Source organism: Janibacter hoylei PVAS-1, assembly GCF_000297495.1.
GTDB lineage: Bacteria > Actinomycetota > Actinomycetes > Actinomycetales > Dermatophilaceae > Janibacter > Janibacter hoylei.
Genome location: NZ_ALWX01000010.1, coordinates 21,370 through 45,481, shown reverse-complemented (window position 1 = coordinate 45,481; position 24,112 = coordinate 21,370). Strand labels below are relative to the sequence as shown.

General features: G+C 69.8%; 26 protein-coding genes and 3 pseudogenes. 13 read left to right on the top strand and 16 right to left on the bottom strand.

Annotated elements, in window-relative coordinates; translation table 11 throughout:
- On the top strand, window positions 1–154 hold a 154-nt coding region (locus B277_RS18705), incomplete at its 5' end, for an integrase core domain-containing protein (RefSeq protein WP_007924957.1).
- Window positions 154–330: pseudogene (locus B277_RS18700) on the top strand (four-helix bundle copper-binding protein); the annotation flags it as partial. The gene B277_RS18705 and the pseudogene B277_RS18700, both read left to right, overlap by 1 nt.
- Window positions 331–400: 70 nt before the next feature.
- Here B277_RS18700 and B277_RS02835 read toward each other — a convergent pair.
- The 5 genes and pseudogenes from B277_RS02835 to B277_RS02820 form a co-directional block, all read right to left on the bottom strand.
- Complete coding sequence (locus B277_RS02835) at window positions 401–1,003, bottom strand: DUF305 domain-containing protein (RefSeq protein ID WP_007924954.1); 603 nt, start codon at window positions 1,001–1,003, stop codon at window positions 401–403.
- A 158-nt stretch (window positions 1,004–1,161) separates the two neighbouring features.
- Window positions 1,162–1,452 (bottom strand): beta propeller repeat protein, encoded by a 291-nt coding sequence (locus B277_RS18695; RefSeq protein WP_238148171.1) that lies wholly within the window; start codon window positions 1,450–1,452, stop codon window positions 1,162–1,164.
- Between the two features lie 235 nt (window positions 1,453–1,687).
- Window positions 1,688–1,840, bottom strand: a complete 153-nt coding sequence (locus B277_RS18690; RefSeq protein ID WP_238148169.1) for a hypothetical protein — start codon at window positions 1,838–1,840, stop codon at window positions 1,688–1,690.
- Between the two features lie 203 nt (window positions 1,841–2,043).
- Window positions 2,044–3,539 (bottom strand): annotated as a pseudogene (locus B277_RS02825) (multicopper oxidase family protein).
- Between the two features lie 33 nt (window positions 3,540–3,572).
- Window positions 3,573–3,806, bottom strand: coding sequence for an SHOCT domain-containing protein (locus tag B277_RS02820; RefSeq protein WP_007924950.1), 234 nt, complete (start codon window positions 3,804–3,806; stop codon window positions 3,573–3,575).
- A 156-nt stretch (window positions 3,807–3,962) separates the two neighbouring features.
- Here B277_RS02820 and B277_RS02815 point away from each other — a divergent pair, with 156 nt between their 5' ends.
- From B277_RS02815 to B277_RS02800, 4 genes are all read left to right on the top strand, one after another.
- Window positions 3,963–4,685 (top strand): response regulator transcription factor, encoded by a 723-nt coding sequence (locus B277_RS02815; RefSeq protein ID WP_272948435.1) that lies wholly within the window; start codon window positions 3,963–3,965, stop codon window positions 4,683–4,685.
- Window positions 4,682–5,800: a sensor histidine kinase gene (locus B277_RS02810; protein WP_040880641.1), complete on the top strand. Its 1,119-nt coding sequence runs from the start codon at window positions 4,682–4,684 to the stop codon at window positions 5,798–5,800. The genes B277_RS02815 and B277_RS02810 overlap by 4 nt, the downstream gene beginning before the upstream one ends.
- A 708-nt stretch (window positions 5,801–6,508) precedes the next feature.
- Entirely contained in the window at window positions 6,509–6,805 is a 297-nt protein-coding gene (locus B277_RS02805; protein ID WP_007924944.1) for a hypothetical protein, read from the top strand.
- A 97-nt stretch (window positions 6,806–6,902) separates the two neighbouring features.
- The gene (locus B277_RS02800) at window positions 6,903–7,250 is read left to right on the top strand and encodes a hypothetical protein (protein WP_007924942.1); all 348 of its coding nucleotides are present in this window, start codon (window positions 6,903–6,905) and stop codon (window positions 7,248–7,250) included.
- Here the strand turns inward: B277_RS02800 and B277_RS02795 are convergent.
- The 8 genes from B277_RS02795 to B277_RS17270 all read right to left on the bottom strand — a co-directional run bounded on the left by B277_RS02795 (window position 7,239) and on the right by B277_RS17270 (window position 14,555).
- Window positions 7,239–8,090, bottom strand: coding sequence for a hypothetical protein (locus tag B277_RS02795; protein ID WP_007924940.1), 852 nt, complete (start codon window positions 8,088–8,090; stop codon window positions 7,239–7,241). The two genes, B277_RS02800 and B277_RS02795, sit on opposite strands and share 12 nt — an antisense overlap.
- An 83-nt stretch (window positions 8,091–8,173) precedes the next feature.
- Entirely contained in the window at window positions 8,174–8,767 is a 594-nt protein-coding gene (locus B277_RS16450) for a thermonuclease family protein (RefSeq protein WP_157986927.1), read from the bottom strand.
- Window positions 8,768–8,802: 35 nt separating this feature from the next.
- On the bottom strand, window positions 8,803–9,855 hold the full coding sequence (locus tag B277_RS17805; protein ID WP_007924937.1) for a hypothetical protein: 1,053 nt from the start codon (window positions 9,853–9,855) through the stop codon (window positions 8,803–8,805).
- A 304-nt stretch (window positions 9,856–10,159) separates the two neighbouring features.
- Window positions 10,160–10,750, bottom strand: a complete 591-nt coding sequence (locus B277_RS02780) for a mismatch-specific DNA-glycosylase (RefSeq protein ID WP_007924934.1) — start codon at window positions 10,748–10,750, stop codon at window positions 10,160–10,162.
- 100 nt (window positions 10,751–10,850) lie between these two features.
- Window positions 10,851–13,100 carry a heavy metal translocating P-type ATPase gene (locus B277_RS02775; RefSeq protein ID WP_007924933.1) on the bottom strand — a complete coding sequence of 750 codons (2,250 nt, stop codon included), beginning with the start codon at window positions 13,098–13,100 and terminating at the stop codon, window positions 10,851–10,853.
- Window positions 13,090–14,076 carry a hypothetical protein gene (locus tag B277_RS02770; RefSeq protein WP_040880640.1) on the bottom strand — a complete coding sequence of 329 codons (987 nt, stop codon included), beginning with the start codon at window positions 14,074–14,076 and terminating at the stop codon, window positions 13,090–13,092. The genes B277_RS02775 and B277_RS02770 overlap by 11 nt, the downstream gene beginning before the upstream one ends.
- A gap of 2 nt (window positions 14,077–14,078) precedes the next feature.
- A complete protein-coding gene (locus tag B277_RS02765) occupies window positions 14,079–14,285 on the bottom strand; it encodes a heavy-metal-associated domain-containing protein (RefSeq protein ID WP_007924932.1) in 207 nt (68 codons plus the stop codon).
- Window positions 14,286–14,381: 96 nt separating this feature from the next.
- Window positions 14,382–14,555: a hypothetical protein gene (locus B277_RS17270; RefSeq protein ID WP_156811717.1), complete on the bottom strand. Its 174-nt coding sequence runs from the start codon at window positions 14,553–14,555 to the stop codon at window positions 14,382–14,384.
- A 274-nt stretch (window positions 14,556–14,829) separates the two neighbouring features.
- Between B277_RS17270 and B277_RS17800 the strand changes: the two genes are divergently transcribed.
- Together B277_RS17800 and B277_RS02755 are read left to right on the top strand one after the other, a co-directional pair.
- On the top strand, window positions 14,830–15,066 hold the full coding sequence (locus tag B277_RS17800; protein WP_007924931.1) for a hypothetical protein: 237 nt from the start codon (window positions 14,830–14,832) through the stop codon (window positions 15,064–15,066).
- A 37-nt stretch (window positions 15,067–15,103) separates the two neighbouring features.
- Complete coding sequence (locus tag B277_RS02755) at window positions 15,104–16,006, top strand: diacylglycerol/lipid kinase family protein (RefSeq protein ID WP_157986926.1); 903 nt, start codon at window positions 15,104–15,106, stop codon at window positions 16,004–16,006.
- A 45-nt stretch (window positions 16,007–16,051) separates the two neighbouring features.
- Here the strand turns inward: B277_RS02755 and B277_RS02750 are convergent, their stop codons facing one another.
- On the bottom strand, window positions 16,052–16,459 hold the full coding sequence (locus tag B277_RS02750; RefSeq protein ID WP_007924928.1) for a potassium channel family protein: 408 nt from the start codon (window positions 16,457–16,459) through the stop codon (window positions 16,052–16,054).
- Window positions 16,452–17,816 (bottom strand): TrkH family potassium uptake protein, encoded by a 1,365-nt coding sequence (locus B277_RS02745; RefSeq protein ID WP_007924926.1) that lies wholly within the window; start codon window positions 17,814–17,816, stop codon window positions 16,452–16,454. Before B277_RS02745 ends, B277_RS02750 begins: the two co-directional genes overlap by 8 nt.
- A gap of 142 nt (window positions 17,817–17,958) precedes the next feature.
- On the opposite strand from B277_RS02745, the gene B277_RS02740 reads away from it, so the two are divergent.
- From B277_RS02740 to B277_RS02720, 5 genes and pseudogenes are all read left to right on the top strand, one after another.
- Window positions 17,959–18,666, top strand: a complete 708-nt coding sequence (locus B277_RS02740) for a polyamine aminopropyltransferase (protein ID WP_007924925.1) — start codon at window positions 17,959–17,961, stop codon at window positions 18,664–18,666.
- Between the two features lie 393 nt (window positions 18,667–19,059).
- Window positions 19,060–20,946 (top strand): molecular chaperone DnaK, encoded by a 1,887-nt coding sequence (dnaK, locus tag B277_RS02735; protein WP_007924924.1) that lies wholly within the window; start codon window positions 19,060–19,062, stop codon window positions 20,944–20,946.
- Complete coding sequence (gene grpE, locus B277_RS02730; protein ID WP_007924923.1) at window positions 20,943–21,587, top strand: nucleotide exchange factor GrpE; 645 nt, start codon at window positions 20,943–20,945, stop codon at window positions 21,585–21,587. Before dnaK ends, grpE begins: the two co-directional genes overlap by 4 nt.
- Window positions 21,588–21,608: 21 nt before the next feature.
- Window positions 21,609–22,632: pseudogene (locus tag B277_RS02725) on the top strand (DnaJ C-terminal domain-containing protein).
- 56 nt (window positions 22,633–22,688) lie between these two features.
- Window positions 22,689–23,135, top strand: a complete 447-nt coding sequence (locus tag B277_RS02720; RefSeq protein ID WP_007924920.1) for a heat shock protein transcriptional repressor HspR — start codon at window positions 22,689–22,691, stop codon at window positions 23,133–23,135.
- A 16-nt stretch (window positions 23,136–23,151) separates the two neighbouring features.
- Here B277_RS02720 and B277_RS02715 read toward each other — a convergent pair whose 3' ends face one another.
- Complete coding sequence (locus tag B277_RS02715; RefSeq protein WP_040880639.1) at window positions 23,152–24,003, bottom strand: SGNH/GDSL hydrolase family protein; 852 nt, start codon at window positions 24,001–24,003, stop codon at window positions 23,152–23,154.
- Window positions 24,004–24,112 lie beyond the last annotated feature (109 nt).

Genomic DNA, 24,112 nt, shown 5'->3' with positions numbered 1-24,112 from the left:
CTACCGGACCCTCGCCGAGGTCGAGTACGCCACCGCCGGCTGGGTCGACTGGTACAACAACACGCGCCTGCACTCCACCCTTGGGATGATGACCCCAGTGGAGTACGAGCAAGCCCACTACGCGGTCCTCATCCGAGAGCCGCAACCCGTATAGGAGCGGCGCAGAACCTGGGGCGCTTCACTTTCCTCGAGGCCTGTGCGACCGCCTGCAAGTCGTGCGGTGACAGCTGTGAGGAGCATGCCTCGATGCATGAGCACTGTCGCATCTGTGCCGAGGCGTGCCGGCGGTGCGAGCAGGCCTGCCGCGAGTTGATCACCTCGCTCACCTGACCGATTACCGGGAGCGGGTCGCGCGCCACCCGTGATCCGGCCGGCCGAGCTCGTCAAGGGCATGCCGCGCTCAGAGTTCGCGCTGCATGGCCGTGATCTCGGCTTTCTGCGTCTTGACGATGGCTTTGGCCATCCTCTCGACTGCGTTGTCCTCGGTCGAGGTGAGAACTTGCTCTGCCATGGTCACAGCGCCTTGATGGTGCTTGATCATGAGGGTGAGCCACTGCTTGTCGAATTCGGCGCCAGTGGCCGACTCGAGTTTGGACATCTCATCCTGCGTCATCATCCCGGACCCGTGGTCCACGCCGGAAGAGCTTGCGGTGGGGGCGTCCCAGTCCTTGAGCCAACCTTCCATCGTCTGGATCTCGGGGCCTTGGGCGCCTTTGATGTCCTTGGCGAAGTCGCGGACCTGCTCCGAGGCATTGGCTGAAGGGTCAAGAGCGAGGTCGGCCATCGCGATCGCCTGCTCGTGGTGAGGGATCATCATTTGGGCGAACATGATGTCGCCTTGCCGGCCCTCCGCCGTCGTGGAGGTGTCGCTGGTGCTCATCGGTGTCTTGTCGTGGTCCATCCCGGACATGGATCCGTCAGAGCCGCTGGAGCAGGCAGCCAGGGCGCCTGCGGTGAGGGTTGTCGCGACCACGTGAGCAGCGCGCCGTCCAAGGCGGGTCATCGGGGACTCCTTCGCAGAATGTTCGAGGCAGGACCAACCCTCACGTCGCGGAATGGTGATTCGATCCCGATCGTATTGAGGTTGGATGAAGGCCACCGCGCTGCCGGTGGAGGATCGGCGCCGCGGAGTCCGAGACCTGGTCGCACAGGCACGACGACTCACTGGACCAATGTCTGGGTGGTCCTTCCTGCATCCGTGGTGCTGATCACGCGCCCGTTGACGGACGCGATGATCTCCAGTTGTCCGTCACTAGTGCGGCCCGCCCACAGCGCTTCGGCCGGCCCGATGCTCTTGGGGTGGAGGGTCCAGGTCTGGCCGGCGTCGCTGCTGGTTGCCAGTCTGCCCGCGGCTGAAGAGGTGACGATGGTCTCTTCGTCGGCCCAGGCGGCGAGGACGGCGACCTCTGGTGGGGCGAGGGAGGTCCAGGTGGTGCCCTCGTCCTGGCTCATGAGCAGGCCAGCGCTTGTGGTGGCCAGGACCGTCCCGGACGTGGGGGAAGCGGCCAGCACCCGTGGCGGTGAGGGAATGTCCCGCGTATCCCAGGTCTTTTGTCGCTGGTGTGTCGAAGCGTTCCGTCGAACCCGATGACGCCGTTTGGGCCGGCGGTCAGAGCGTGGAAGTCCGAGCGCCCGCCGCGTGAGGCGACCTGCCAGGTGCGGCCCGTGTCCTGTGACGTGATGAGACCTACTGGCTGGGGGAGGTCGGTGCCGGGTGGCCGGAGGCATACAGAGTGCCGTCGTCGCCGATGGTGAAGCCCATCAGGTCGATGGCAGGACCGTTGCGGACGAGCTTGCCGTCGACCTGCTGGAACAAACCTTGATGGGTCGCCACCAGCACGTCGCCGGTTCGTGGATGTCGAGCGATCCCATGAACGTGGATCAAGGGTGCGGGCTGTTGGCTCGCGTCGCTTCCCGCTGGGCTGGACGACTCACCGCCAGTGGACTGCGGTGTCCCGGTCTCGGATGTCGAAGAGCACGCGGCCAGCAGCGCCACCGCAGCCACCACAGCGATACCTCGGGCGACACGTCGTCGACGGGGCCTCATGCGATGTACTCCAACGCGATCATCATGCCGCCCTCTGCGTGGTAGATGTTGTGGCAGTGGATCATCCAGTCGCCCTCGTTGTCGGCGTCGAGGTCGATGGCGAAAGACTGCATGGGGGCCATGAGGACAGTGTCCTTCCTGAGCCCGGAGGGCAGGGCAAAGGTGTGGCCGTGCACGTGCACCGGGTGAGTCATCATCGTCATGTTGGTGGCGTTGATCCGCAGTCGTTGCCCGGCCCGGACGGTCAGGGGCTCGTTCTTGCCGAACGGAGCTCCGTTCATCCCCCATGCGTAGGGCTGCATCGATCCGGTGAGAGTGAGCCGCGCGGTTGCATCGGGTCTCCTGCTGGGCAGTTTGGCTGCCTGGCGGGTCTCAGGTCGGAGCCGACGAGGACTTCTCGAGTGAGTTCTCGTGGGTTGGCGTCCCCGCCGGGTGCGGCGCCGCTTCCGGTGCGGACCAGGGCCATGGCCTGACCGCCGCTGGCCTTGCCGACCGGCTTGGCCACCAAGGGGAAGGCCCCGTCGCCGAGGGTGACAATCGCGTCATAACGTTCGCCCATCCCGATGTAGAACGCGTCCGTCTCGGTCGGCTCGACCGGGAACCCATCGCTGTGCGTGATCGTCATCCGGTGCCCCCCGAGAGCAACGGTGAAGATGGTGTCGGAGGCGGCGTTGATGATTCGCAGGCGAATCTTCTGCCCGGCCTTGGCTCTGAGCGTCTCGGGGTCCGCTGGCGGCCGTCCGTTGATCAGGAAGTGCGGGTAGGTCACGTCTCCGGCGTCGCCCCACGGCTCGGCCTCGTCCATGGCGCCTTGGTTCATGCCATCCATCTCGCCGTGGTCCATGCCACCCATGCCTCCGGATCCGGAGTCGTTGGCCAAGAGCTTCTCCAGGACCTGCTCGGGCGTGGTGCCTGTTCCGTCGATCCAGTCATCGAGGACAAGGACCCACTCGGTGTCGTAGTCGCCTGGCTCGTTCGGGTCGTCGATGATCAACGGGGCGTACAGTCCCCGGTCGAGCTGGACGCCGACGTGGGGGTGGAAGAAGTACGTGCCCGGGTCGGGCGCTGTGAATTCGTAGACGTAGGAGGTCTCCGGCTTCACCGGGTCCTGCGTCATGCCGGGGACGCCGTCGGCCGGGTTGCGCAGACGAATACCGTGCCAGTGGATGGTGGTCTCGTCCGGAAGTTGGTTGTCGAGGGTGACGCGCAGGAAGTCGCCGGCGGTGGCCCGCAGAAGTGGACCAGGCACGGCGTCGCCGTATCCCCAGGTCGAGACGGTGCGGCCCGCTAGATCGAGGGTGATCGGCTTGGCGGTCAAGGACTTGGTCACCACCGTCTGGCCCGGGTCAGGTGAGACCGGCGTCGGAGCGCCGAAGGCCCCCTTCGGCGCGCTGGCACCCGATCCTTTGGTGGCGGCATACGTTCCCAAGCCCGCTGCGCCAGCGGTACCGAGGCCACCGATCAGCAGGCCACGGCGAGTGATAGAGCCCATAGTTCCCTCCAGGGGTCGGTGTACCGACGCGCGTCAGCGCCCATGAATGATCAGGTGACGTCGCTTTTCGTACTCATCGACGCTCAGGTCACCGCGGGCCAGTCCTTCGTCGAGAAGCGTCAGCGCGTCGGTCCGGGTAGGGCCTGTGGCGGTGCTTCTCTGGCCGGGGAACAGTGCGCGCACGGCGAGCACGACGATCACCCAGAAGGCGAGGACGCCTGCGGCCATGCCCAGCCACATCATGTCGCAGCCGTGATTCCACATCATCGGAGACTCCTTCTTGAAGCCGACCTCCCGGCATGCAGACAGGCTCCGGCGGGAAGGTCATGGGTTGGTGGTCGCCGCGTTGAGGTTTGACGAAGATCCTCGTCGATTCGCCGCTGACGTCGGCCGTGGTGCGGCCCTCGGGTGAGACTGTCTGTCGTGAGCACACGAACCCCTGTCGAGCCGTTGGCGAAGGTGCTCATCATCGAGGACGAGAAGACGCTGGCAGAGATGATCGCCGCCTATCTCGCCCGCAGCGGGTACCAGACCACAGTCGAGCACAACGGCGTCGCCGGAGTCGAAGCAGTACGAGAGCAGTCCCCAGACGTGGTGATCCTCGACCTGGGACTGCCCGGTCTGGACGGCATCGAGGTCTGCCGCCAGATCCGCACCTTCAGCGACTGCTACGTCATCGTCGTGACCGCCCGATCGGACGAGGTGGACACCCTGATCGGCCTCTCCGTGGGCGCCGATGACTACGTCACCAAACCCTTTAGCGTGCGCGAGCTGGTGGCACGCGTGCAGACGGTCCTGCGTCGCCCACGGGGCGGGAACGCCGGCAACTCCAGCGCTGCGGCAACCCCATGGGTATTCGGCGACCTTCAGGTCGACCCAATCGGGCAGCAGGTCCACCTGAAGGGAGAACCAGTTCCGCTGACACCGACCGAACGGGATCTGCTGATGACCTTGGCCCAACGGCCCTCGATGGCCTTCTCCCGCACGCAGCTCATCGAGGAGGTCTGGGGTGGCGGCTGGGTCGGGGACGAGCACCTGGTCGACGTCCACATCGCTCACCTGCGACGCAAGCTCGGAGACAACCCCGATCTCGCTCGCTACATCACCACGGTGCGCGGCATCGGTTACCGGATGGGGCCTGGATGAACAAGCGCGTCAACAAGCTCTCCAAGGGTCTGGCGCCTCGATTAGTGGCGGGCCAGATCCTGGTACTCCTTGCGGGAGCACTGACAGCCGGGCTCGTCGCCGCCGTTATCGGCCCCCCGATCTTCCACGACCACCTCCTCCAAGCGGGGCACCAGGAGAACACGCCCGAGCTGGTCCACATCGAGATGGCCTTTCGGGACGCTTCGCTCATCGCCCTGGGCGTGAGCCTGCTCATCTCTCTGACTGGGGCGACTGCGGTGGCCTGGTTCCTCGCCCGACGGCTGCGCCAACCGCTGGCGCAGATGACCTATGCCGCGCGCGAACTGAGCCGTGGCCATTACTCCACCCGCGTGCCTCATGTCGGTGCGGGGACTGAGCTCGAGACCCTCGCCGGAGCATTCAACGTGATGGCGGCCCGCTTGGAAGGAGTCGAGGACACCCGACGGCGGATGCTTTCCGACCTCGCCCACGAACTTCGCACGCCGATCGCGACCTTGAGCGCCTACCACGAGGGACTGCACGACGGCGTGGTGACCCTGGGTGATGACTCTCGTCTCGCGTTGACCGCCCAGACGGAACGGCTGGCGCGACTGGCCGAGGACATCAACGAGGTCTCCACGGCCGAAGAAGGACACCTCGTCCTCGACATCCAGCGACACAAGGTGGCCGACTTGTTGTGGGCGGCCTACGGGGACATGCGTGACAGCTACTCGGAGAAGGGCATCAACCTGGTCCTGGACGTTGACCAGGCGACAGGACTCGAGACCCTGGTCGATCCCGTCCGATTCGCCCAAGTCATGACCAACCTCCTCACCAACGCACACCGGCACACCCCTGCAGGCGGAACAGTCACCCTGACGGCCACCCGTGAAGACGGTGAGGCCATCATCACCGTCACCGACACCGGCGACGGCATGACCCCCGAGCAGGTACAGCACGCATTCGAACGCTTCTACCGCGGGGACTCGGCCCGCACCAACGACCAACGAGGATCTGGCATCGGCCTGACCATCAGCAAGGCCATCATCGACGCGCATCACGGAGGACTCACCGCATCCAGCCCCGGTCCGGGGAAGGGTTCGTGCTTCACAATCTCCCTGTCGCTCGGGCGCTGAGGCGCAAAGGCATCCTGGGAGCCAGTCGCGTTGCCTATCGTCACCGCACACACCGCGAAGAGCGCTCGGTTACTCAGGCACCTTCTAGGTCAAGGAGTTCCTGGCAGGCTGCCGACCACCGCTGTCCGGTCACAGCGGCGTGGAGAGTGGGGCCCCGTCAGCCATTGGCGGGATCACCCATCTCGGCACCATCCGCGCCGCTCGACCACCGCCGAGTGAGGGACGCGCTCGGCGCAGCCCCTCACCGTCACGCGGAAGGGACTCTTCCTTGTTCTTCAACACCCGCACTGCACGCGGCATGGGCTCTCATCGCGGTCGCCGTCGTTCACTACGTCGTGCCCGACATGACGCGCGACATCGCCACCTGGGCCTTTTCACAGGACGTGGACCAAGTGCTCCTCACGACGGTGCTCACTCACCACTTCGCAAAGAAGCGGGACGCCGCTTCTCGGGAGATGGGACAGGCGAAGAGCTAAGGACGCGCCTCCGGTCAGGGTGCTCGGCATGGCCACAGGAGCACCCTGACCTCCCGGGCTAAGGGCCATCGGCAGGACTGCCTCGTTGATGGGGTGTGGTTGACACTTCAAAGTGTATAGGGGTATACACTGAATGTAAAGCGGTATACACACACCGTGCGGCCGAAGATGCGAGGCACGCCTTGGCGGACTTGTATAGTGCTATACACGCTCCGAGGAAGGGAGGTGGCCATTGGCCACCACGCCACTGACAGAGGCCGAGATCGCCGCCTTGGTGGCCCGGCGCTATCCCGACGACGCGCGGCTCCAGGAGCTGGCGCGGACTGCTGCGAACGCCGTGCGGAGCGAGGAGCCGGCAACGGACACCTTCGACGCGATCGCGCGGCGCCATGCGGCCGCCCTGGAGGCACTGGATTCAGTGCGAGCCGAGCTGACCGGCGCGATGATCGCGGCGTCGGACACCGAGGTCTCCATTGCGGAGCGGGCTGGAGTCAGCCGCATGACAGTCCGCAAGGCCCGCGGAAAGTAGACGTCAACCGCGCCAGATGTATATGGGTAGACAAGTGAATGTCTACACGTATACAGTGAGGTGAAGTCACCCAGTACTCGACCTCACGGGGGAGCAGATGACCGCCACGCGCACGACCACGGCCACGGCCACGGCCACGGATCTCATGGCGGCGATCGCCGCCCCTGGGCTGCATGTCCAGTGGGATCGGACGGGCGGCAACTGCCGCGCTATTCGCGTCCAGACCCGGCCGGGAGCCACCGATCCTCACGTGCTGATCACCCACGAGTGCGACCCGTTCAGCGACGGTGACCTGCACGATGACCTGTGCGGCCAGCGCTTGGCGCTGTGCCTCTATGACAGCGAGGACGGTGACCCCACGGTCCACGTCGACGCCGTGAGTGATTCGCGGCGAATCGCCGAGGTCGTCGTGGGCCTGCTGGCGACGGCTCGGCTAGCGGGGTGAGTCGCCGGCGTCTGGGGTGCAGGCGAGCACGAGCAGCCGTTTGAGGGCCCCGTGGGGGCTGCGCACGAGCGCTTCTCGTAGACCGGTGACGCGGAGCCGGGGCGCGTAGACCACGACTTCTTTCTCGAAGGTCGCCCGGCCGTCGTCACCGCCGCTGTGTCGTGCGCGGTCGCCAGCGTAGAGGGCGCGGTCAGTGGTGATCGCGAGGAGCCAACCTCCGGGGGTGGCTCCTCGTTCGTCGGTGAGGTGGCCACCTAGCGCGAATTCGGAGCTGGCGGCGATGCTGGGGTCGATGCTGGCGGAGATGGGCCGACGGTGGTGCGTTAGGAGGTCTCCGGGACGTGCCTGGGTGACGGTGCGCGCGAACTGGGGATGCGCACCGCTGTGGTGCTCCCCGCGGTAGAGGGTGACGGGACGAGGCAGGCGGCTGCGCGGGTCGTTGAGGGCGTCGACGATCTCCTCGTCGTTCTCATATCCGGTGGGTCCGAGCACGCCGGGCTTGGCGGTGTAGGAGCGTCTCGCGATGGCTGCGGTGATCTCTGGAGGAAGTCCTGCGGCGTGCTCGCGCATGAGGGTCAGGTCGCCTGCGTCGAGGGTGAGCGTGCTGTCGGAGTAGATCGCGCTGGCCACACTCTCCAGCGTGACTGGGAGGTACCCACCGAACTGGCGCAGATCCTCGAGGACGGCCGCGACGTCGGGCCGGTGCCACGCTCGCCGCGGTTGGTCGCGGCCCGCGACTCGCTGGGCTGCCTCGAGGACCAGCTCGCGGTCGTAGCAGCCGGCGACATCTCGCGCCCACTGCTCGTGCGCGCGCTGTCGTCGCTCTGCTCGCGTGCGCACGAGTCTCCACCGCGATCGAAGGGCAGGGTCGTCCGCTGCCGCGCGCACTCCGGCGATTGCGTCACGGAGGGCGTCAGTAGCGCTCACAGACAGGTTCCCCACAGGCCGCGCTGTTGATGCTGAGCGTCGTCTTCGGCGGCCGCGTACTTCTCGTAGCGGGTGTGACTTCGTGCGCGGCTGGTGTTGGGTGCGTGCCCGCCGCGGATGAGGGACTCACTGACGTCGGTGGTGCCGACCTCGACGTACCGCAGGAGGCGACCGTAGCGGTCGGTATCGGGTTGTTTGGGGTCGGCGACCAGGTCGATGGTGCCGCTTCGCAGCAGCCGGGCGAGTTCGTCCTTGGCGGCGTGGGCACCGCACATGGCCGGCTGTCCGTCGCGCGCCATCTCCGGGGCATCCATTCCCAGGACGCGCACCCGGCCGAGGTCGCTGCCGCTGCTGTCACGAGCGATGATCGTGTCACCGTCGATGACTCGCACCACGGTGGCGCGGGTTGTCTCGCCGGCCCCGTCACGCAGTTGCGAAAGCGGCGGGGTGCCGTTGTGCCACCACAGCCCGGCGACGAGGCCCGCGGCGAGCACGCCTGCCGCGCCTCCTGCTGCGGAGCGGCGGTTCTGGCTATATGGCGATACCCACGTCCCGTTGCGGTAGTGGCCACTGATCGGTGTGCGTCCCATGTGTCGAGCCTTGCAGCGGGCTGCGACAGCGCTGGCTACATGCGCGGGGTGGTGCTGGGCTGGTCGGGGACCGCTCGGCGTGGCTCGTCCGCTCGACGGGTGGGGCGTCTGCTCTCGGCGCGGGGTGGGCTGGCGCTGAGATCGCGGAAGTCTCCGGTGCGGGTGTGGCGCAGCTGCATCTCCGTGTCGGTGGACGCGAGACCGGCCGCGTCGGCGGACAGGACGATCCTTTTGGCGATTGGGTCCGATTCGGGCAGCGGGACCCATGCGCCGCGCCTGACCTCGTCGAAGAGGTGCAGTCCCTGCTCGCCGCGCTCGGTGATCGCTCGGGCCGGAATGGCGATCTGGCCCCCTTCGACCAGGGACCGTGTCACCTCGGCGTACTTGCGGGCGGTGGCGGCGATCTGTGGGCTGAGGTCGGCGATGGCTCGGAGCGTCGAGGGGGCGTCCAGACGCGTGGCGATGTCGGCTGGGGTCGCCCAGGCGCGTCCCGCGCGCAGGTGATGGCGGATGCTCTCGTGCAGGCGCTGGGTCGCCGCGAGTTGCTCGTAGTCAGAGCGTCCCGCTGGCTGGGTTCCCACCTGTGGTGGCCATGCTTGGGCTGCTTGGGTCCACGCTTCTTGGGCGTCGGCCAGGGAGTCGGCTGCGGCCTTGATTTCCAGCCGTGGTGTGTCTTCGCTGAGGGTGGATGCGCCCAGAACCAAGGTGGTCGCGGCGTGGAGGTACTGCAGGTCTCCGGGCACGGTGTGTATCAGGCGCGCGTCGGCTTGCCGCGGCTCCAGCGCCCGCTGAGTGGCCGTGGCCCAGTCGGCGATCGAGGCCGAGAGCGTGCCGGGGGCCGGCACGAGACCTGGGACCGGCCCCTGGGGCGTGTTCTGCGCGGGGCGGCAGGCCCTCGTCAGGGCGTCGATGGCCGTCAGCTCCCTGTGGCGGACGTGACTGTCAGCGGCACGGGAGACCGAGGCTGCCGCGACGCGGCTGACCGCACCGACGGCGGTCGTCATGCGGGAGAGAGCAGTGGCGGCGTGCTCGGCGGTGAAGTCGGCTCGGTACCGCGCGGAGGTGACCATCTCCGATGCGAGAGCCATGGACTTGGTCAGGGTCGTGATCTCTGGGCGGGGCGTCAGCGGGGTGCTCTGTGGTCGAGGCGCGGGAAGGTTCCCCAGTGCGTCGATAACGCGGCGTGCCGTGGTGCCGTCTCCCGCTGGTGGGAATGCCCGTAGGGCCGGTATGGCCGCATCGGCGAGGGCTCGCAGGTCGACTAGTGCCTGCGCGGCTGGCGTATTGAGGATCGGGGCGTTGGAGTGAAGCCTCTGTCGGCGGGGCTCACCTTCGGCCAGCGTGGTCTTGGTGACCTGGCCGGCCGCTGCGGGACGACGCGACGCGGGCTGCTCAGTCGAGGAGGTCGGCGGCGCGAGCGGGCTCGGCGTAGGCGACGGCCAGCGACTCGACCGTCTCGTGGGCGTTGAGCCCGCTCGGGTTGGGCACGACCCACAGCCGGGCGCCCTCGACGGGCTCGGGCTGCTCGCCCGTCTGCGCCTTGCGCACCCCGAAGGCCTGGCGGTAGGCAGTGATCCCCGCGACGGCGACGACGGCCGGCCGGGTGCGGGCGATGGTGGCCAGCAGGCGCTCGCCGCCCTCGCGCAGCTCGTCGGCCGTGAGCTCGTCGGCGCGGGCGGTGGCCCGGCGGACCAGGTTGGTGATGCCGACGCCACGCTCGCGCAGGTGCTCGCGGTCCTCGTCGGTCATGCCAGCGGCGGGGTCGACGGCCCGCGTGAGGACGCCCGCCCGCAGCAGCGCCGGGTAGAAACGGTTGCCCGGGTGCGCGAAGTGGGTCTGCGTCGCCGCGGTCCACAGCCCGGGGTTGATCCCGACGAAGAGCAGCCGCAACTCCTGGCCGGGGCCCGGCAGCAGATCGGGCACCTCGGCGTCGCGGTAGGACTCTAGCTCGGCACGGGTGAAGCTGCGGCGGGCACTCGGCATGTCCGTCACCCTAGATCGGCCTCTGGGTGGAGGTGGGCGCGACCGGATAGTCGGACGCAGATACCTCTACCCGGGACGTAGGGCGAAGTGGGACCCGGGCTCAGGCGCTGGCGCGGAAGGCCCGCAGCCGCAGGCTGTTGCTCACGACGAAGACGCTGGACAGGGCCATCGCGGCACCGGCGAGCATCGGGTTGAGCAGCCCGAGCGCCGCGAGCGGGATCGCCGCGGTGTTGTAGGCGAAGGCCCAGAAGAGGTTGGCCTTGATCGTGCCGAGCGTCTTGCGCGAGAGGCGGATCGCGTCGACCGCAGCCCGCAGGTCCCCTCGCACGAGGGTGATGTCGGCGGCCTCGATCGCCACGTCGGTGCCCGTGCCCATCGCCAGACCGAGGTCGGCCTGCGCGAGCGCGGGTGCGTCGTTGACCCCGTCGCCGACCATCGCGACGACCTTGCCCGCGCCCTGCAGGCGCGTGACGACGTCGACCTTGTCGGCGGGCATGACCTCGGCGATGACCTCGTCGATGCCGACCTCGGCGGCGACCTGCTCGGCGACCGCGCGGTTGTCCCCGGTGAGCAGGACGGGGGTGAGGCCGAGCTTCTTCAGCCCGGCGATGGCCTCGGCGCTCGTCGGCTTGACCGTGTCGGAGACGACGAGCACGCCACGGGCCTGCCCGTCCCAGCCGACGGCGATCGCCGTGCGCCCCTCGGCCTCGGCGGCCGCCTTGGCTGCGGCCAGCTCGCCGTCGAGCGCCATGGCCCAGTCGGCGAGCAGCGACTCACGGCCGGCGACGACCGCGTGTCCGTCGACGACGCCGGTGACGCCCTGGCCCTGCACGTTGTCGAAGCCCTCGACGCCCGGCAGGTCGCCGACCTCGGCAGCGGCTCCCTTCGCGATGGCCTGGGCGATGGGGTGCTCCGACGCGTGCTCGAGGGCCCCGGCCAGCCGGAGGAGATCGGTGCGGTCCACCCCCTTCGCCGGGACGGAGTCGACGAGGGCCATGGCACCGGACGTGACCGTGCCGGTCTTGTCGAGGACGATCGTGTCGACCGTGCGCGTGGCCTCCAGGATCTCGGGGCCCTTGATGAGCACGCCCATCTGCGCGCCGCGACCCGTGCCGACGAGCAGGGCGGTGGGCGTCGCCAGACCGAGCGCGCACGGGCAGGCGATGATGAGGACCGCGACGGCCGCGGTGAAGGCGGCGCTCACGGGGAATCCGGCGCCGAGCCAGGCACCGAGGGTCGCGACGGCGATCGCGATGGCGACGGGGACGAACACCCCCGAGACCGTGTCGGCGAGGCGCTGGACCTCGGCCTTGCCGGACTGCGCGTCCTCGACGAGTTGGGCCATCTGCGCCAGCTGGGTGTCGGAGCCGACCCGGGTGGCGCGCACGACCAGCCGGCCACCCTCGTTGACCGTCGCGCCGGTCACGGCATCGCCCTCGCCGACCTCGACCGGGACGGACTCGCCGGTGAGCATCGAGGCGTCGATCGCGCTCGTGCCCGAGGTGATGACGCCGTCGGTCGCGACCTTCTCACCCGGCCGCACGACGAACTCGTCGCCGACCGACAGCTCCTCGACCGGGATCCGTACCTCGGTGCCACCGCGCAGGACGGCGACCTCCTTGGCGCCGAGCTCGAGCAGCGCGCGCAGGGCGTCGCCGGCGCGGCGCTTGGACCGCTTCTCGAAGTAGCGCCCCATGAGGATGAAGGTGATGACGCCGGCGGCGACCTCGAGGTAGATGCTGCCGAGGCCGTCGCTGCGCGAGATCGTCAGCTCGAAGGCGTGCGTCATCCCGCGGTCGCCGGCGGTGCCGAAGAAGAGCGCGACGACCGACCACAGCCAGGCCGACAGCGTGCCGACGGAGATGAGCGTGTCCATCGTCGCGGCCCCGTGGCGCAGGTTGGTCCACGTCGCGCGGTGGAAGGGCCAGCCGGCCCAGAAGACGACCGGCGTCGCGAGCACGAGCGAGGCGAAGCCCCAGTAGTCGAACTGCAGGGCCGGGACCATCGCCAGCAGGATGACCGGGACGGCGAGCACGGCCGAGCCGATGAGTCGCTGGCGCAGGGCGGTCAGCTCACGGTCCTGCGGCGCCTCCTCCTCGGACGAAGGGGGTTCCGCCGCCGGCAGGGTCGCGGTGTAGCCGGTCTGCTCGACGACCGTGATGAGGTCCTGCGGGTCGGTGCCGAAGGGGGCGGTGACCGTCGCCTTCTCGGTCGCGTAGTTGACGCTCGCGGTGACGTCGTCGAGCTTGTTGAGCTTGCGCTCGATGCGGCCCGCGCACGACGCGCAGGTCATGCCGCCGATCTGCAGCTCGACGGTCGAGGTGGTGACCGGGTCCGTCTCAGTGGTCATGGTCGGTGTCTCCGTGCGAGGTGCTGGGGGTTGCGGTGCTGCCCGCGGGGCTGCTGCCCGCGGTGTCGACGACGAGCGGCGCCGTGTGCACCTGCCCGTCGACCTTGACGTCGAGGTAGAGCAGGTAGCGCCCGGGCGTCGGGGCCGTGGTGACGAAGTCGATCTCGGGACCGCCGGGCTCGGCGGCCGTGGGCGCCTCGCCCTCGGGGTGGACGTGGAGGTAGGCCAGGTCGCCCTCGCGCAGCGCGACGAGGTGGCCGGCGGCGCCGAGGTAGGGCTCGATCGTCGTCACGGGCTCGCCGTCGCGCTCGACCCGCAGGGTGAGGCGCGACTCCTCGCCGAGCACGAGGTCGCCCTCGATACTGACGTCGAGGCCGGCGACGCTCGTGGTCCGGGTCGGTTGCGACCCGGTGGGGGTGAGGTCACCGGCGACGTCGACGGTGGAGGTGAGGGTCACCCCTTCGTCGGCGTCGGCCGGGGTGGTGTCGGCGTAGAGGCGGTAGGTGCCGGCGGCCTGCCAGGTCCACGGCAGCGACCACGTGCCGTCGGCGGCGCGCTGCGGGTGGACGTGGCGGAAGTGCTGGCCGTCGCTGCGTACGACGACCAGGTGCAGCTCCTCCTCGTGCTCGATGGAGTAGTCGGTGACCGGGTCGCCGTCGGCGTCGGTGACCGTCAGCTCGAGGCGGCCGCGCTCGTCGACCTCGGTCGGGGCGGAGACGCCGGTGAGGCGGTAGTTGTCCTGCTCGAGCGCCAGGCCCGCGGGTGCGGCTGCGTCGTCGTGGGCGGAGTGGTCACCGGCGGCGTCGCCGGTGCCGTCGTCGTTGGGGGAGGCGTGCTCGCCGCCGTGGGTGGTGCTCTCCTGCGCCCAGGCCCGCGCGGTCTCCTCGGGTACGACCGCGCGGGCCGTGACCGCGGCGAGCGCGAAGACGACCGCGAGGGCGAGACCGAAGAGACCGAGACGGGTCGGGGCGTTCATCCTCAGGCCTTGGTGGCCGTGTAGCCGGCCTCGGTGACTGCGGCGATGACGGCCGCGTCGTCGACGTCACCGGAGACGACGAGCTTGCCGGTCGCGGAGCTCACCTCGACGACCTCGGCGCCGGGGATCTCGCTGACCTCCTCGCGGACGGACATCTCGCAGTGGCCGCAGGTCATGCCGGTCACCTGGTACTCGGTGGTGGTGCTCATCGGGGGTCCGTCTCTCATACCTGTGGGGGGTATCTGACGAGGACAACTGTATGCCCCCTTGAGGTATTCCGACACCGGGTGTCGAGGAGGTGCGACTCAGTCGCGGGCGTAGCCGCCCAGTCCGCCCGGGAGAAAGTCCGCGTAGTGCCCGACGAGCTCCGCGCGGGTGAGCGACGGCTCGGCGAACCACCAGTGGCCGAGGCGCTCGGCGATGCCCGGTCTCGTCGGCAGGCTGCTGCGCAGGCGGCTGGGGCGCCGCCTCTTCGACATCAACCTGCCGCAGATGTCACCCGAAGGCTGAACTTCGGCTACTCCTACGCCGACTCGACGATCATCGTCGGCGACGGGGAGGCAGCGCCGGTCTACGACATGGGCTCGCACACGCCCTCGACCGTGTCCGGGTGCCGCCTGCCGCACCACGAGGTCGACGGCAGGAACATCCGCTGCTCGTGCGGGCCGATGCCCACGTCGTCTGGCAGGGCAGCGTCCTGCCCGACGACGTGGCGACCCTCGTCGCGACCCTCCGGGGTGCGATGCCAATGCCGTGCTGTCAGAGGGCTACTTCAGGTGGTCTGCGCAGGACTCGGCCCTGCTCGTCACCGAGGTCTCCTTCGAGCGCTCCTGCCTGCCCGTGCACGTGCGGGCCTTCCACCGGGCGCACGTCGACGGGCCCGACCTGCAGGCGCACGAGCTCGCCCTCGAGCACGGCGACCGGGTGCACCTCGTGCGGCCGGAGGCGGCGCCCGGGGTGCACGGACTCGAGTGGAGCTGGCCGGACTGATCGGCCGATGGCGGGGATGGACCGGCACAATGACGGCATGCCACACCGTCAGGAGACCGTCCGCGAGGCCCTGATCGTGGCCAACCCCACCGCCCGCAACGGCAGGGCCGAGGCCATGGTGCCGGTCGCGGCCGACATCCTGCGCGGCCACGGCTGGTCGGTCGACGTCGAGATCACCCGCTCCGCCGAGCACGCGAGCGAGATCGGGGCCGCCGGCTCGCCCGACGGTCCGGTGCTCGTCGCTCTCGGCGGCGACGGTCTCGTCGCCTGCGTCGCGCAGGGCGCGATCCGCTCCGGGGCGGTGGTGGCGCCGCTGCCGGGTGGCCGCGGCTGCGACTTCATGCGGGCTCTTGGCGCGTCGCTCGACCTGCGCGAGGCCGCAGCCGGCCTCCCCTTCGCCACGGAGCGTCGGGTCGACGTCGGGATGGCGGGGGAGACGCCCTTCCTCGGAGTGGCCACGGTGGGCTACGAGTCGCGGGCGAACGAGTACGCCAACGACGCGCCGGCGTGGGTGCCGGGTGCGCTCGTCTACGCGTACGGCGGGGCGCGCTCGCTCGTCGAGACCCGTCCCTTCGACATCGACATGAGTGTCGACGGGGTGCCCCGTCGGGTCGAGGGGTGGAGCATCGCGGTCGGCAACTCGGGTCGCTACGGCGCCGGCATGCAGGTCAACCCCGGGGCGCTGCTCGACGACGGTGAGCTCGACGTGACGACTGTCGAGAACGTCTCGCGGTGGAAGTTCCCCATCCTGCTGCCGCGGTACTTCCGCGGGACGCAGATCGACGGCGTCGGCATCCGCGCCGACCGGGGCCGGGAGATCGAGATCGCCTCTCCTGCAGGGCGCGTCGTGTACGCCGATGGCGACCCCGTCGGGCAGACCCCGATGCGCTTCACCGTGCGGCCGGAGGCCCTGCGGGTGCTCGTCGCCCCAGCGGGCTGAGGCCGCCGGGGTGTCGTGACACCGGGTGCGTGCTGAGGTCAGGGCTCAGCGGCGCAGGATCTCCGACGCCATCGCCAGCCCGGCCTCGCGCTCGGGCTGGATGATCCGGCTGACCCCTAGGCGGGTGAGCGCCTCGACGTGCTGCCGCGAGCCGGCCTTGGCCCAGATCTCGCGGACGCCGAGCTCGTTGAGGGCTGTGGCGGTCATCAGCGAGGCAGCGACGTGGGTCATGCCGAGGACGACGAGCGTGTCCGGGCGGATGTCGAGCTGCCGCAGGGTCTCCTCGTCGCGGGCCTCGGCGATCGCCAGGTGGTCGACCTGGTCGGCGAGTGCGGTGACGGCTGCCTCGTCCACGTCGACACCCAGGACCCGCCGGCCCTCCTCGACGAGGCGCAGCGCGAGCGCCGAGCCAAACCGGCCGAGGCCGATGACGGCGACGTCGTACCTAGCCAACGAGGATCCTCTCCTCCGGGACCTCGTAGCGCCGAGGTCGGTTGCGCAGCGCCAGGGCGGCGCCGAGGGTGATCGGGCCGAGGCGGCCGAGGAACATCATCGCCACGAGGATCAGCTGGCCGGCCGGCGGGATGTCCGCGGTGATGCCGGTGGACATGCCGACGGTGCCGAAGGCCGAGATCGCCTCGAAGAGCACGACGTCGAGGCGGAAGGGGGTGAGCACGAGCAGCGCGCCGGTCGCGGTGGCGACGAGGCCGGTGCCGAGCAGGGCGACGGTGAGCGCCTGACGCATGTTGGCGGGGGAGAGGCGACGGGTGAGCACGCGCACGGTCGGCTCGCCGCGCAGCTCGGCCCAGATGACGAAACCGAGGACGGCGAAGGTGGCGACCTTGATGCCCCCGGCGGTGCCGGCGCTGCCGCCGCCGACGAACATCAGTCCGTCGAGGAGCAGCAGGCTCTCCTGGCGGAGCGCCCCGATGTCGACGCTGTTGAAGCCGGCCGTGCGGGCGACCACGGACTGGAAGGCGGCGGCGAGGACCTTGCCGCCCGTGCCCATCGGGCCGAGCGTGTCCTCGTTGTCCCACTCGACGACGGCGAAGAGCAGGGTGCCGACGACCCACAGCACGACCGAGCCCCAGATGGTGATCGTCGCGTGGATCGTCCACCGCCGGTAGGGCTCGCGCCAGTGACGGAAGAGCTCCCACCACACGGGGAAGCCGAGCCCGCCGATCATCACCGAGAGCATGAGGGGCACGCACATCCACGGGTCCTGCGCCCACTGGACGGCACTGTCCGGCAGCAGGCCGAAGCCGGCGTTGTTGAAGGCCGAGACCGAGTGGAAGACGCCCGAGTAGACCGCCTCGCCCCACCCGTCGTGGTAGGCCGTCCGCAGCCGGACGGTGAGCACCACAGCGGAGACGAGCTCGACGGCGAGGGTGAAGCGGAGGACGCCGACGAGCACCTGCCCGGGCGTGCGCTGGGCGAGCGAGCGGGCCTCCGCGACGGTGAGGACACCGGCGGGGGCCGAGAGCTTGCGGCCGATGAGCATGACGAGCAGCGTCGCCACGGACATGACGCCGAGGCCGCCGATCTGGATGAGCGCGAGGATGACCAGCTCACCGAAGGTCGACCAGTGGCCACCGGTGTCGACCGTGACGAGCCCGGTGACGCAGGTGGCCGAGGTGGCGGTGAAGAGCGCGGTCAGCGCGTCGGTCGGCTCCCGGCTCTCGGCCGCGAAGGGGGTCATCAGCACGAGCGTCCCGACCGCGATCGTCGCCGCGAAGCCCAGCATGACCGTGCGGGCCGGGTTCGCCACGAGACGGTTGAGCAGATGCGCGCTCGGCGCGGCCTGGTCCACGCCGCAGGACGCTACTCCTCCTCGGAGCAGTCGTCGCTCTCCCGGTCCCTGCCCTTCGAGACGTCGGCCGCAGGCGGCCGCCTCCTCAGGACCCGGGGGTCGCGCAGCGCTGTCACCAAGGGCGTCGGGGCAGACTGAGCGGATGCGCCGCTTCGAAGAGCTCGCTTGGAGCGAGACCCCCAGAGGTGAGATCAGCCTGCGTCGGCGGATCGAGCCGACGCTCAAGGTCGAGGTCTACGAGGTCAAGCTCGGTGACGAGTTCCTCATGTCGAGCCTCTTCACCGTTGCCGAGATCGAGCTGGCTCGCCTCGGTCTGGCCAGGGCGAAGGGGGAGCAGCTCGACGTCGTCGTCGGCGGCCTGGGCCTCGGGTGCACCGCCAAGGCGGCGCTGGAGGACCCGCGGGTGAGCTCAGTGCTCGTCGTCGACGCCATGCCCGAGGTCATCGACTGGCACGAGCGCGAGCTGCTGCCGGACGCGCCCGCCGTCGTGCGCGACGAGCGCACGCGCCTGCTCCTCGGCAACTTCTTCGAGCTCGCCGCGTCCGAGGAGGGCTTCGACCCGGACGAGCCCGGCCGGCTGCACGACGCGGTGCTGCTCGACATCGACCACACGCCGCACCACCTGCTCCACCCCGACCACGCCCCCTTCTACTCGGTCGACGGCCTGCAGCGGCTGCGCGCGCACCTACGTCCCGGCGGCGTCTTCGCCATGTGGTCCGACGACCCGCCGGACGCCGACTTCTGCGCGCTGCTCGAGCAGGTCTTCGACGAGGTCGAGGCGCACGTCGTCGCCTTCGACAACTTCCTCACGGGCGGGGTGTCGAGCAACACCGTCTACGTCGCGGTCTGAGCCGTCAGCCGGGTCGGTAGGTGTCCCGGCGGCGCGGGGCGGCCTCCGGGTCCTGAGGAGGAGGCCGCCCTGCGGCCGACGTCTCGAAGGGCAGGGGTCTGGCCGGGAAACCTGCAGATGGCCGGGAAGGCCGGACATGGCCGCGCAATTGCTCGGCCAGTTCTGGATATCCCGGCCAGGTCAGACCTTCCCGGCCCGGCGAGCCCCTCCTCCCCGCCTGAAAGGGGATGTGCGAGGCCGGGAACAACCTCCCTTCGCTCGTAGTTGAGCCAAGTGAACTCAACTTTGGGGTCACGGATTTGCGCAAGCCGCGGACGGGATCCTAAGTTGAGCGACAGCAACTCAACTCGCGTCGGGGTGACCACCTCGACCACCCGAACAAAGGAGCGCCCCATGGCTCGTGCCGTTGGCATCGACCTCGGAACCACCAACTCTGCCGTCGCCGTCCTCGAGGGTGGCGAGCCCACGATCATCGCGAACGCCGAGGGTGGCCGCACCACCCCGTCCGTCGTCGCCTTCTCCAAGGGCGGCGAGGTCCTCGTCGGCGACATCGCCAAGCGTCAGGCGGTGACCAACGCCGACCGCACCATCCGCTCGGTCAAGCGCCACATGGGCACCGACTGGACGACCGACGACATCGACGGCAAGAAGTACACCGCCCAGGAGATCAGCGCCCGCACGCTGCAGAAGCTCAAGCGCGACGCCGAGTCCTACCTCGGTGAGGACGTCACCGACGCGGTCATCACCGTCCCCGCCTACTTCGACGACGCCGAGCGCCAGGCCACCAAGGAGGCCGGCGAGATCGCGGGCCTGAACGTCCTGCGCATCGTCAACGAGCCCACCGCGGCCGCCCTGGCCTACGGCCTCGACAAGGGCAAGGAGGACGAGCTCATCCTCGTCTTCGACCTCGGTGGCGGCACCTTCGACGTCTCCCTGCTCGAGGTCGGCAAGGACCCCGAGGACGGCTTCTCCACCATCCAGGTCCGCGCGACCTCCGGTGACAACCAGCTCGGTGGCGACGACTGGGACGAGCGCATCGTCAAGCACCTGCTGACGCAGGTGAAGAACACCACCGGCGTCGACCTCTCCGGCGACAAGATCGCCATGCAGCGTCTGCGTGACGCGGCGGAGCAGGCGAAGAAGGAGCTCTCCTCCTCCTCGACCACGTCGATCAACCTGCAGTACCTGTCCATGGGCGAGAACGGCCCCATCCACCTCGACGAGTCGCTCTCCCGCGCGAACTTCGAGCAGATGACCAAGGACCTGCTCGACCGGACCAAGACCCCCTTCGAAAACGTCATCAAGGACGCGGGCGTCCAGCTCTCCGACATCGACCACGTCGTCCTCGTCGGTGGCTCCACCCGCATGCCGGCCGTCAGCGAGCTCGTCAAGCAGCTCACCGGTGGCAAGGAGCCCAACAAGGGCGTCAACCCGGACGAGGTCGTCGCGCTCGGCGCGGCCCTGCAGGCCGGTGTCCTCAAGGGCGAGCGCAAGGACGTCCTGCTCATCGACGTCACGCCGCTCTCCCTCGGCATCGAGACCAAGGGTGGCCTCTTCACCAAGCTCATCGAGCGCAACACCGCCATCCCGACGAAGCGCTCCGAGGTCTTTTCCACCGCCGAGGACAACCAGCCCTCCGTGCTGATCCAGGTCTTCCAGGGTGAGCGCGAGATCGCGCAGCAGAACAAGAACCTCGGCACCTTCGAGCTCTCCGGCATCGCGCCGGCGCCGCGCGGCGTGCCGCAGGTCGAGGTCACCTTCGACATCGACGCCAACGGCATCGTCCACGTGACGGCCAAGGACCGGGGCACCGGCCAGGAGCAGAAGATCACCATCTCCGGCGGCTCTGCGCTGTCGAAGGAGGAGATCGAGCGCATGGTCAAGGAGGCCGAGGCCCACGCCGATGAGGACAAGGCCCGGCGCGAGGAGACCGAGGCCCGCAACAACGCGGAAAACCTCGTCTACTCGACCGAGAAGTTCCTCGGCGAGTCCGGTGACAAGCTGACCGACGAGCAGCGCAAGCCTGTCGACGACGCGCTCGCCGACCTCAAGGAGGCCCTCAAGCCGGAGTCCGGCGTGAGCGTCGAGGAGCTGACCAAGAAGGTCGACACCCTCAACGAGGAGTCGCAGAAGATGGGCGCCGCCCTCTACGCGGCCTCCGCGGAGCAGGGCGAGGGCGCGGCCCCCGGCGGCGACGCCGGCGCCGAGCAGCCCGCTCCCGAGGGTGACGACGACATCGTCGACGCAGAGGTCGTCGACGACGACGAGGAGAAGAAGTGACCGACCCCAACCAGCCGATCGAGCCCGAGGTGACCGCCGACGCGGCGAACCCGGAGGCCGAGGAGCAGGTCGTCGAGGCCGAGGTGGTCGACGAGGCTGCAGCTGACGCTGCGCCCGAGTCGGCCACCCCGGCCGACGGGGCCGCCCCGGCCCCGGGCGACGGGGAGGCCGCCGGCGACGCCGAGGTCCACCCCGACACGGCCCGCGCCGACCAGCTCCAGGACGACTACCTGCGCCTGCAGGCCGAGTACGTCAACTACAAGCGGCGCGTCGACCGGGACCTGCCGGTGCACAAGGAGCGCGCAGTCCACGACCTGCTCGAGTCGCTCCTGCCGGTCCTCGACGAGATCCACCTCGCCGAGCAGCACGGCGACCTGCCGGAGGGCAGCCCCTTCCGGGCGATCGCCGACAAGCTCGAGCAGGTCCTCGCCAAGCAGGGTCTGGAGCGCGTGGGCGTCAAGGGCGAGGCCTTCGACCCCAACGTGCACGAGGCCCTCATGCACGGCGCGTGGGACGCCTCCGACACGGAGCTGCCGAGCGACGCGACGGCCACGACCGTCGTCACCGTGCTCCAGCCCGGCTACCGCGCCGGCGAGCGCGTCCTGCGCGCCGCCCGCGTCGCGGTCGCCGACCCGCAGTAACCACCACCGAGAGGAGGAGACATGGCCAGTCAGGACTGGTTGGACAAGGACTTCTACGCGGTCCTGGGCGTCGCCAAGGACGCTGATACCGCGGACATCAAGAAGGCCTACCGCAAGCTCGCCAAGCAGTACCACCCCGACCGCAATGCCGGGGACGACGCCGCCGAGCAGAAGTTCAAGGACGTCGGCGAGGCGCATGCCGTGCTCTCCGACCCGGAGCAGCGTCGTGAGTACGACGCCATCCGCTCGATGGCCGGCGGCGGTGCGCGATTCACCGCCGGCGGCCCGGGTGGGGGCGCTGGCTTCGAGGACATCTTCTCGGCCTTCGGCGGGGGTGGGGGGCGGCTCGCGGGTGCGCTACAGCACCGGCGGCGGCTCCCCCTTCGCCGGGGGTGGGGCGGGTGAGCCCGACCTCGAGGACATCCTGTCGATGTTCGGCGGGGGTGGCGGCGCCGGCTTCGGCGGGCAGGGTGCGGGCTTCCGCGCCCCGCGGGGCCCGGTCAAGGGCCAGGACCTCACCGCCCGCACCGAGCTGTCCTTCCGCGACGCCGTCGAAGGGCGGACGATCTCGCTGAGCGTCAACGGCGAAAAGGTCAACGCCAAGATCCCTGCCGGCGTCAAGGACGGCCAGAAGATCCGCCTGCGCGGCAAGGGAGGTCACGGCGATCAGGGCGGGCCCCGCGGTGACCTCATCCTCACCGTGTCGGTGGGCAAGCACCCGGTCTACGGCCGCGACGGCGACAACCTGACCCTCGACCTGCCGGTGACCTTCGCCGAGGCCGCCCTCGGTGCCACGGTCGCCGTGCCGACCCTCGACGGGTCGCAGGTCAAGGTCAGGATCGCGCCGGGGACCCCGAGCGGCCGCGTCCTGCGGCTCAAGGGGCGCGGCATCGCGACGAAGAGGGCCACCGGCGACCTGCTCGCCAAGGTCCAGATCATCGTGCCGACCGATCTCAGCGAGGCCGAGCGCGAGGCCGTCGAGGTCCTGCGCGATGCTCGCACCGACGACCCGCGCGCCGCGCTGGTCGCCGCCGCGAGCGCCTGACCACGACACTGATGGCGAGCCGGTGGCGACGGAGATGACGAAGGGAGGTGGGCCCGATGGCCCGGATCTCAGGACTGAGCAGTGACGACCGCACGCCCGTCTTCGTCATCTCCGTCGCCGCCGAGCTCGCCGGCATGCACGCGCAGACGCTGCGCCAGTACGACCGGATCGGGCTCGTCACCCCGTCGCGCACCCGCGGCGGCGGTCGGCGCTACAGCGCCGCCGACGTCACCCGGCTGCGCGAGGTGCAGCGCCTCTCCCAGGAGGAGGGCGTCTCGCTCGCGGCGATCCAGCGGATCTTCGACCTCGAGCACCAGGTCGAGGCCCTGCGCGCCCGGGTCGCCGAGCTCGACGACGAGTTGGACGCCGCGCGCGAGCAGCTCGGCGAGGGCCGGCGCTTCTTCGCCGTCGGCTCGCAGGGCGACATCGTCGCGCTGCGGCACGGCCAGCGGCCGCGACCCCGCAGCGGCGGGCAGGCGCTCGTCGTGTGGCAGCCGCGCTGAGCCTCCCTTCGCGCCGTCAGACCCGCTCGAGCAGGTCGCCCCACTCCCGCAACCGTCGCTCGACGGCTGCCTGCTCGGCGGCCAGCCGCTTCATCCCGTCACTCGGGTGGATCGGCTCGGGCCACTTCGGGCGGGTCGTGTCCCCTTCGTACTCGCCCCGCAGCCGCCGCCGCACGAGCGGGACGACCTCGTCGCGGACGAACTCCGCCTCGACGCGCACGGAGTGCCGCCACCCGGGCTGGTCGGCGGTCACGAGGTCGCTGAGCTTGAGCGTGTGGGGCACGCCGAGGGCCTCCGCGACGACGGCCGCCATCCGCTTGTGGCCCGGCCGGGCCATGTGGATCCGGTCGAGCGACCACAGCGCCTTGTCGTCGTACTCGCGCAGCAGGTCGTGGTCGACGAGCGTGGCGTCGTGGGTCGACGCAAGGTCGCGGATCGCGGCGTTGAAGGCGTGCACCCGCTTGGTGAGCGGCTTGAGCAGCCCCGTTGCCTGCGGCACGAAGGTCGTGAAGACGATGACCTCGGCACCCGACCCGACGAGCCGCACGAGGGCGCGCTCGTAGCGCTCCGCGATGCCGGTGACGTCCGCGCGCAGGGACAGCAGGTCGTTGCCCCCGGCGCAGAAGGAGATGTGCGTGGGCCGCAGCGCGAGGGCCGCGTCCAGCTGGTCGTCGACGACCTGGTCGAGGAACTTGCTGCGGATCGCGAGGTTGGCATAGCGCCACGTCGGGTCCGCCCGCCCGAGCTGCCGCGCGAGTCGGTCGGCCCACCCGCGCACCTGGTTGGGGTAGTGGAGGTTGGGGTCACCCACGCCCTCGGTGAAGGAGTCGCCGACGGCGACGAAGAGCCCGCTCATGTCCTTCGTCATGCTGGTGGCGGCCTGCCCACGGATCAAGGGGGCGGGGGCTCCCTTCGCCGTCCCGCCGCCGGGAGTTCACCGACGAAGGGGGAGGGCGTCGCGTGCCGATGTCGGTGGG

Coding starts and splice junctions, on each gene's coding strand:
- B277_RS02835 (WP_007924954.1), bottom strand. CDS start 1,003: ATGACCCGCCTTGGACGGCGCGCTGCTCACGTGGTCGCGACAACCCTC.
- B277_RS18695 (WP_238148171.1), bottom strand. CDS start 1,452: ATGAGCCAGGACGAGGGCACCACCTGGACCTCCCTCGCCCCACCAGAG.
- dnaK (WP_007924924.1), top strand. CDS start 19,060: ATGGCTCGTGCCGTTGGCATCGACCTCGGAACCACCAACTCTGCCGTC.
- B277_RS02800 (WP_007924942.1), top strand. CDS start 6,903: ATGACCGCCACGCGCACGACCACGGCCACGGCCACGGCCACGGATCTC.
- B277_RS17805 (WP_007924937.1), bottom strand. CDS start 9,855: ATGGCTCTCGCATCGGAGATGGTCACCTCCGCGCGGTACCGAGCCGAC.
- B277_RS02720 (WP_007924920.1), top strand. CDS start 22,689: ATGGCCCGGATCTCAGGACTGAGCAGTGACGACCGCACGCCCGTCTTC.
- B277_RS02770 (WP_040880640.1), bottom strand. CDS start 14,076: ATGAACGCCCCGACCCGTCTCGGTCTCTTCGGTCTCGCCCTCGCGGTC.
- B277_RS02755 (WP_157986926.1), top strand. CDS start 15,104: ATGCCACACCGTCAGGAGACCGTCCGCGAGGCCCTGATCGTGGCCAAC.
- B277_RS02810 (WP_040880641.1), top strand. CDS start 4,682: ATGAACAAGCGCGTCAACAAGCTCTCCAAGGGTCTGGCGCCTCGATTA.
- B277_RS16450 (WP_157986927.1), bottom strand. CDS start 8,767: ATGGGACGCACACCGATCAGTGGCCACTACCGCAACGGGACGTGGGTA.
- B277_RS02780 (WP_007924934.1), bottom strand. CDS start 10,750: ATGCCGAGTGCCCGCCGCAGCTTCACCCGTGCCGAGCTAGAGTCCTAC.
- B277_RS17270 (WP_156811717.1), bottom strand. CDS start 14,555: ATGTCGAAGAGGCGGCGCCCCAGCCGCCTGCGCAGCAGCCTGCCGACG.
- B277_RS02740 (WP_007924925.1), top strand. CDS start 17,959: ATGCGCCGCTTCGAAGAGCTCGCTTGGAGCGAGACCCCCAGAGGTGAG.
- B277_RS02820 (WP_007924950.1), bottom strand. CDS start 3,806: ATGATGTGGAATCACGGCTGCGACATGATGTGGCTGGGCATGGCCGCA.
- B277_RS02775 (WP_007924933.1), bottom strand. CDS start 13,100: ATGACCACTGAGACGGACCCGGTCACCACCTCGACCGTCGAGCTGCAG.
- B277_RS02765 (WP_007924932.1), bottom strand. CDS start 14,285: ATGAGCACCACCACCGAGTACCAGGTGACCGGCATGACCTGCGGCCAC.
- B277_RS02715 (WP_040880639.1), bottom strand. CDS start 24,003: ATGACGAAGGACATGAGCGGGCTCTTCGTCGCCGTCGGCGACTCCTTC.